At 74.3% G+C, this 4,968-nt stretch carries 3 protein-coding genes and 3 pseudogenes (1 of these 6 only partly in view); 3 read left to right on the plus strand and 3 right to left on the minus strand.

Features of this window, described 5'->3' with window-relative positions; genetic code table 11:
• Positions 1-129: 129 nt before the first annotated feature.
• Positions 130-1,838 (plus strand): annotated as a pseudogene (locus CV755_RS00005) (proline--tRNA ligase).
• A gap of 102 nt (positions 1,839-1,940) precedes the next feature.
• On the opposite strand, the gene CV755_RS00010 reads toward CV755_RS00005, so the two are convergent.
• Genes CV755_RS00010 through CV755_RS00020 form a run of 3 tightly spaced genes read right to left on the minus strand, consistent with a single transcriptional unit; the run spans position 1,941 to position 3,879 of the window.
• Complete coding sequence (locus CV755_RS00010; RefSeq protein WP_109278014.1) at positions 1,941-2,864, minus strand: aminoglycoside phosphotransferase family protein; 924 nt, start codon at positions 2,862-2,864, stop codon at positions 1,941-1,943.
• 29 nt (positions 2,865-2,893) lie between these two features.
• Positions 2,894-3,367, minus strand: coding sequence for a ferritin-like domain-containing protein (locus CV755_RS00015; RefSeq protein ID WP_241560875.1), 474 nt, complete (start codon positions 3,365-3,367; stop codon positions 2,894-2,896).
• A gap of 14 nt (positions 3,368-3,381) precedes the next feature.
• The gene (locus CV755_RS00020; RefSeq protein WP_109278017.1) at positions 3,382-3,879 is read right to left on the minus strand and encodes a hypothetical protein; all 498 of its coding nucleotides are present in this window, start codon (positions 3,877-3,879) and stop codon (positions 3,382-3,384) included.
• A 165-nt stretch (positions 3,880-4,044) separates the two neighbouring features.
• Here CV755_RS00020 and rimP point away from each other — a divergent pair.
• Together rimP and nusA are read left to right on the plus strand one after the other, a co-directional pair.
• Positions 4,045-4,561: pseudogene (gene rimP / locus CV755_RS00025) on the plus strand (ribosome maturation factor RimP).
• Positions 4,562-4,575: 14 nt separating this feature from the next.
• Positions 4,576-4,968 (plus strand): annotated as a pseudogene (gene nusA / locus CV755_RS00030) (transcription termination factor NusA); its annotated part runs 570 nt beyond the window's last position; the annotation flags it as partial.

Consider the following 4,968-nt stretch of genomic DNA (forward strand, 5'->3'; position numbering starts at 1 on the left):
TGCGCGGCCGCATGGGGCCGCCGTTACCTCTCCTGACCGCGGACGCACCGCGGACGGACCGCAGGCGCACCGCAGACCCGCCGCAGGCGCACCGCACGCACCGCAATCGCACCAGAGGGAGACCGCCCCATGCCCCAAGTCCAGCGCATGTCCGCGATGTTGCTCAAGACACTGCGCGACGACCCGCCGACGCCGAGACCGCCAGCCACCGGCTGCTGGTCCGGGCCGGCTACGTTCGCCGCTCCTCCGCCGGAGTGTGGACCTGGCTGCCGCTCGGCAAGCGGGTGCTGGAAAACGTGGCCTGCGTGGTGCGCGAGGAGATGGACGCCATCGGCGGCCAGGAGGTGCTGCTGCCCGCCCTGCTGCCCAAGGAGCCCTACCAGCGGAGCGGGCGCTGGGAGGAGTACGGCGACCTGCTGTTCCGCCTGAAGGACCGCAAGGGTGCCGAGTACCTGCTGGGCCCCACGCATGAGGAGATCTTCACCCTCACGGTCAAGGACCAGTGCACGTCCTACAAGGACCTGCCGGTCATCGTCTACCAGATCCAGACCAAGTACCGGGACGAGGCCCGGCCCCGCTCCGGGGTGCTGCGCGGCCGCGAGTTCCAGATGAAGGACTCCTACTCCTTCGACACCACCGACGAGGGCCTGGCGGAGTCCTACCGGCTGCACCGCGCGGCCTACCGCCGCATCTTCGAGCGCATCGGCCTGGATTACCGCATCGTCTCCGCCGTCTCCGGCGCCATGGGCGGCTCCGCCTCCGAGGAGTTCCTGGCTCCGGCAGCGGCCGGCGAGGACACCTTCGTGGAATGCCCGGCGTGCGACTACGCAGCCAACACCGAGGCGGTCACCACCGTGGTGGAGCCCCCGGCACCGGCGGCGCACGGCCCCGTCGAAGAGCTGGACACCCCCGACACCCCCACCATCGAGACGCTGGCCCGGCACCTGGCCGTGCCCGCCTCCGCCACCTTGAAGAACCTCCTGGTCAAGGTGGACGGCAAGATAACGGCGGTCGGTGTGCCGGGCGACCGCGAGGTGGACCTGGGCAAGCTGGCGGAGCACCTGGCGCCCGCCGTGGTGGAGCTGGTGACCGCCGAGGACTTCGCCGGCCACCCCGAGCTGGTCCGCGGCTATGTGGGCCCGCAGGGCCTGGGGCTGCCCTACCTCGCCGACCCCCGTGTCGCCCCGGGCACCGCCTGGATCACCGGCGCCAACAAGCCCGGCACACACGCCCGAAATGTGGTCTGCGGCCGCGACTTCACCGTGGACCGCTACCTCGACGTGGTGGTTGTCGAGCCGGGCGACCCCTGCCCCCGGTGCGGTGCCGGACTGCGCATCGGCCGGGCCATTGAGATCGGCCACATCTTCCAGCTGGGCCGCAAGTACGCCGACGTCTTCGGCTTCGATGTGCTGGGGTCCCAGGGCAAGCCGGTCCGGGTCACCATGGGCTCCTACGGCATCGGCGTGTCCCGCGCGGTGGCGGCACTGGCGGAGCAGACCCATGACGAGGCCGGCCTGTGCTGGCCCCGTGAGGTCGCCCCCGCCGACGTCCATGTGGTCGCGGCGGGCAAGACGCAGCAGACCGAGCTCGCCCTCCGGGTGGCCGGAGACCTGGCCCGGGCCGGGGCCAGGGTGCTGGTGGACGACCGCGCCGGAGTGTCCCCCGGGGTGAAGTTCACCGACGCGGAGCTGATCGGTGTGCCCACCGTGCTGGTGGTCGGCCGCCGCGCCGGGGAGGGCGTGGTGGAGCTGAAGGACCGCCGCACGGGGGAGCGGGAGGAACTCACGATCCAGGCGGCGGTGGCGGCCGTGGCACGGCTGGTCGGCCAAGAGGGCTGATCAGACGGGCGACCCGGTCGGCGGGGTTGTCCGGTCGGCTGGTTGACCCGGTCGGCAGGGCGATTCGGTCGGCCGGGTGCCCGGGCCGGCAGGGCGATTCGGTCAGCTGAGCGACTGGGCGAATTCCAGCAGGAGTTCGCCTGCCGGGCGGGCGCCGAGCGCGATCTCCCCCAGGCCCGCCTCGGCCGCCCGGAAGACCGCCCAGCCGCGCAGCCGCTCCCGGTCCACCTCCAGCGAGTCCGCCAGCTTGGTCACCCGCCGCCGCCCGGCGGCCGCCGCGCCCGGGGCGGCCAGCAGGGTGTCCAGCCGGTCCCGGGCCGGCCAGGCCAGGTCGTACGCCCGCTCGCCCACCAGCGGTCGCGGCCCCACCGCCAGCCATGGGGCGCGGTCCCCGGCCAGCACCTTGCCCTGGTGATAGTCGCCGTGCAGCAGGTACGGCTCCTCGTCCGCCCCGCCGGCCAGCGCCTCGCGCAGCTCGAGCGCCTCGTCGATCAGCGCCCGGGCGTCCGCCGCCCAGGGCTCCGCGCGCCACCGGCGCAGGTTGCCGGCCAGGGCGGCGGTGTGCTCGGCCACGGACGGGAAGGAGTGCCCCGCGGGAGGGCGAACCCAGAGCCGCTGAAGCGTCGCCGAGGCCTCCAGTACGGCCTTCGCCTCCGGCAGCGAGCGCAGGTTGACCTCCCCGTGCAGCCGCTCCAGCAGCAGCGCGCCCGCCTCCGGAGCGGCGCGCAGCACCCGCACCGCGCTGGCCCCGTGCCAGTGCGCCAGCGCCGCGTACTCAAGCTCCGCCGTGCGCCCCGGGGGCGTGAGCTTCAGCGCGGCCGGGGTGCCGTCCGCCTGCCGCACCAGCACCACCATGCCGCGCCGCCCGCCGGGCCGTTGCACCCGTTCGGGTGTCAGCTCCCAGCGGGCCAGGTACTCCTGACAGGTCGTCGGCACGGTGGCCAGCCACTGCCGGGCCTCCTCGTCCGCGGCCAGGGCGCGCAGGAGCCGCTCCGGTGGTTCTAGGCGGTCGTTCCCACTGGCCATCCGTGCGCTGTCCCTTTCGTCGTTGCCGGTCAGGACCGCGCCGCCGGACTGCTCGGCGCGGCGGACGCGGCCCGCTCGGCGAGCCCCGGGAAGGCTACGCCGTCGCCCTGCCAGCGCACCGACCGCACCGCCGCCTCGCGCAGCGCGGCCGCCGCCTCCCCGCGCAGCGCGCCGCTCGCGGCACGCACCAGGTCGGCGTAGACGCCCGCCAGCCGGTTCTCCAGCTCCGCCGCCAGGCGCACCGCCGAGTCCGCGTCGGTGACCGGGAACGGCAGCCGGTAGCCGGCCGCGGCGGCCATGGGGCGGCCGCCCAGCTCCCGCACGGTGCGCTCCAGCGCGTCCCGGCGGGAGCGGTGCGCCTGGTACGCCTCCTGTGCCTGCGCGGCGCGCGCTCCCTCCAGGTGGCCGCCGGCCACCCCGTAGCCGTAGACGGCGGCGTGCTCGCCGGACAGTGCCGCCTGGGCCGCCTCCAGAGCCGCCTGGTCCGTATTCGCCTGGTCCATGGCCGCCTGATCCATCAGTCCGCCCCCAGCAGATAGGTGTGCGCGGCGCCCGCCGCCGCGATGGAGGCCAGCAGCCGGGCCAGTTCGCCGGGCGCGGCGGCCAGGGCCGCGGTGTGCGCCTCGGTGGTGCGCCGCTCGGCCTCCGCCAGGGCTCCCAGCGCCGCCTTCTCGTCCCCGGGTGGCGTGGGGGAGGCGGAGGGCGCGGTGGCATGGGGCGAGGCGGCCTGGGGCGTGGCGCGCGGGGGGCCCAGGGCCTGGACATGCCGGGCCACCTGCTCGCGCAGCGGGCGCAGCCTGGGGCCCAGCGCGGGGTGGGCGGCCAGCGTGGCGTCGTACCGTCGCAGCAGCTCGGCGGAGCGGTCCGCGGCCTGGGCGCGCAGCGTGCTCTCGGTGGGTGCGCGCCCGTCGGCCTCCCGGCGCGCGGGGCCGGAGCAGCCGGAGAGCAGGAGGGCCGCCGCGCCCCCCGCCAGTACCCTGCGTCTGCGCGGGCCGTCGGCGCCCCGCGTCGTCATGGTGAGCGGCACGATCCTCTTTCCGTAGGTCCATGATCGCCGCCTGCGAGGGTACCGGCGCCCGGGCACCGGGAACCGAATCGTCAGCCGGGTGCCGGAACAGATAGGCTTTGACCTGACACGCGACTTTCCCACAACAGCACACGCGGCCGAGGAGTCACCCGGATGAGCACCACCCAGAGCGAGCGGCTGCGCGAGCTGCTTGCCCCTCTCGTCAGCGCGCGGGAGCTGGATCTGGAAGAGGTCGAAGTGACACCGGCCGGCAAGCGCCGGGTGCTGCGTGTCGTGGTGGACGGCGACCAGGGCGTGTCGCTCGACGAGTGCGCGGAGCTGAGCCGCGAGGTCTCCCAGCGGCTGGACGACACCGATGTGATGGGCGGCGCCCCGTACGTCCTGGAGGTCAMCCTCCCCCGGCGCCGACCGCCCGCTGACCAGGCACCGTCACTATGTCCGGGCCACCGGCCGGCTGATCAAGGCCCAGCTCGCCGAGGGCGGCGAGCTGCTGGCGCGGATCACCGCCGTGGACGAGGAGGGGCTCGACCTCGAGGTTCCCGGTGTCAAGGGGCGCAAGCCCACCACCCGCCGACTGGCCTTCGACGAGATCGCCAAGGCCCGGGTGGAGATCGAGTTCAACCGCAAGGCCGCCGAGAAGGCCGCCGACGAGAGCCAAGAGGAGGCGTAGCCGTGGACATCGACATGAGTGCCCTGCGGGGTCTGGTGCGAGAGAAGGAGATCTCCTTCGACCTGCTGGTCGAGGCGATCGAGTCGGCCCTCCTCATCGCCTACCACCGCACCGAGGGAAGCCGCCGCCGGGCCCGGGTGGAGCTGGACCGCTCCACCGGCCATGTGACGGTCTGGGCCAAGGAGGACCCGCAGGACCTCGCCGAGGGCGAGGAGCCGCGCGAGTTCGACGACACCCCCTCCGGCTTCGGCCGGATCGCCGCCACCACCGCCAAGCAGGTCATCCTCCAGCGTCTGCGGGACGCCGAGGACGAGATCACTTTCGGTGAGTTCGCCGGCCGGGAGCGGGCGATGTGGTCGCCGGCGTGGTCCAGCAGGGCAAGGAYCSSAAGARCGTCSTGKWGGRMA

This window comes from Streptomyces orinoci (genome assembly GCF_003121295.1).
In the GTDB taxonomy this organism is placed as follows: domain Bacteria; phylum Actinomycetota; class Actinomycetes; order Streptomycetales; family Streptomycetaceae; genus Streptomyces; species Streptomyces orinoci.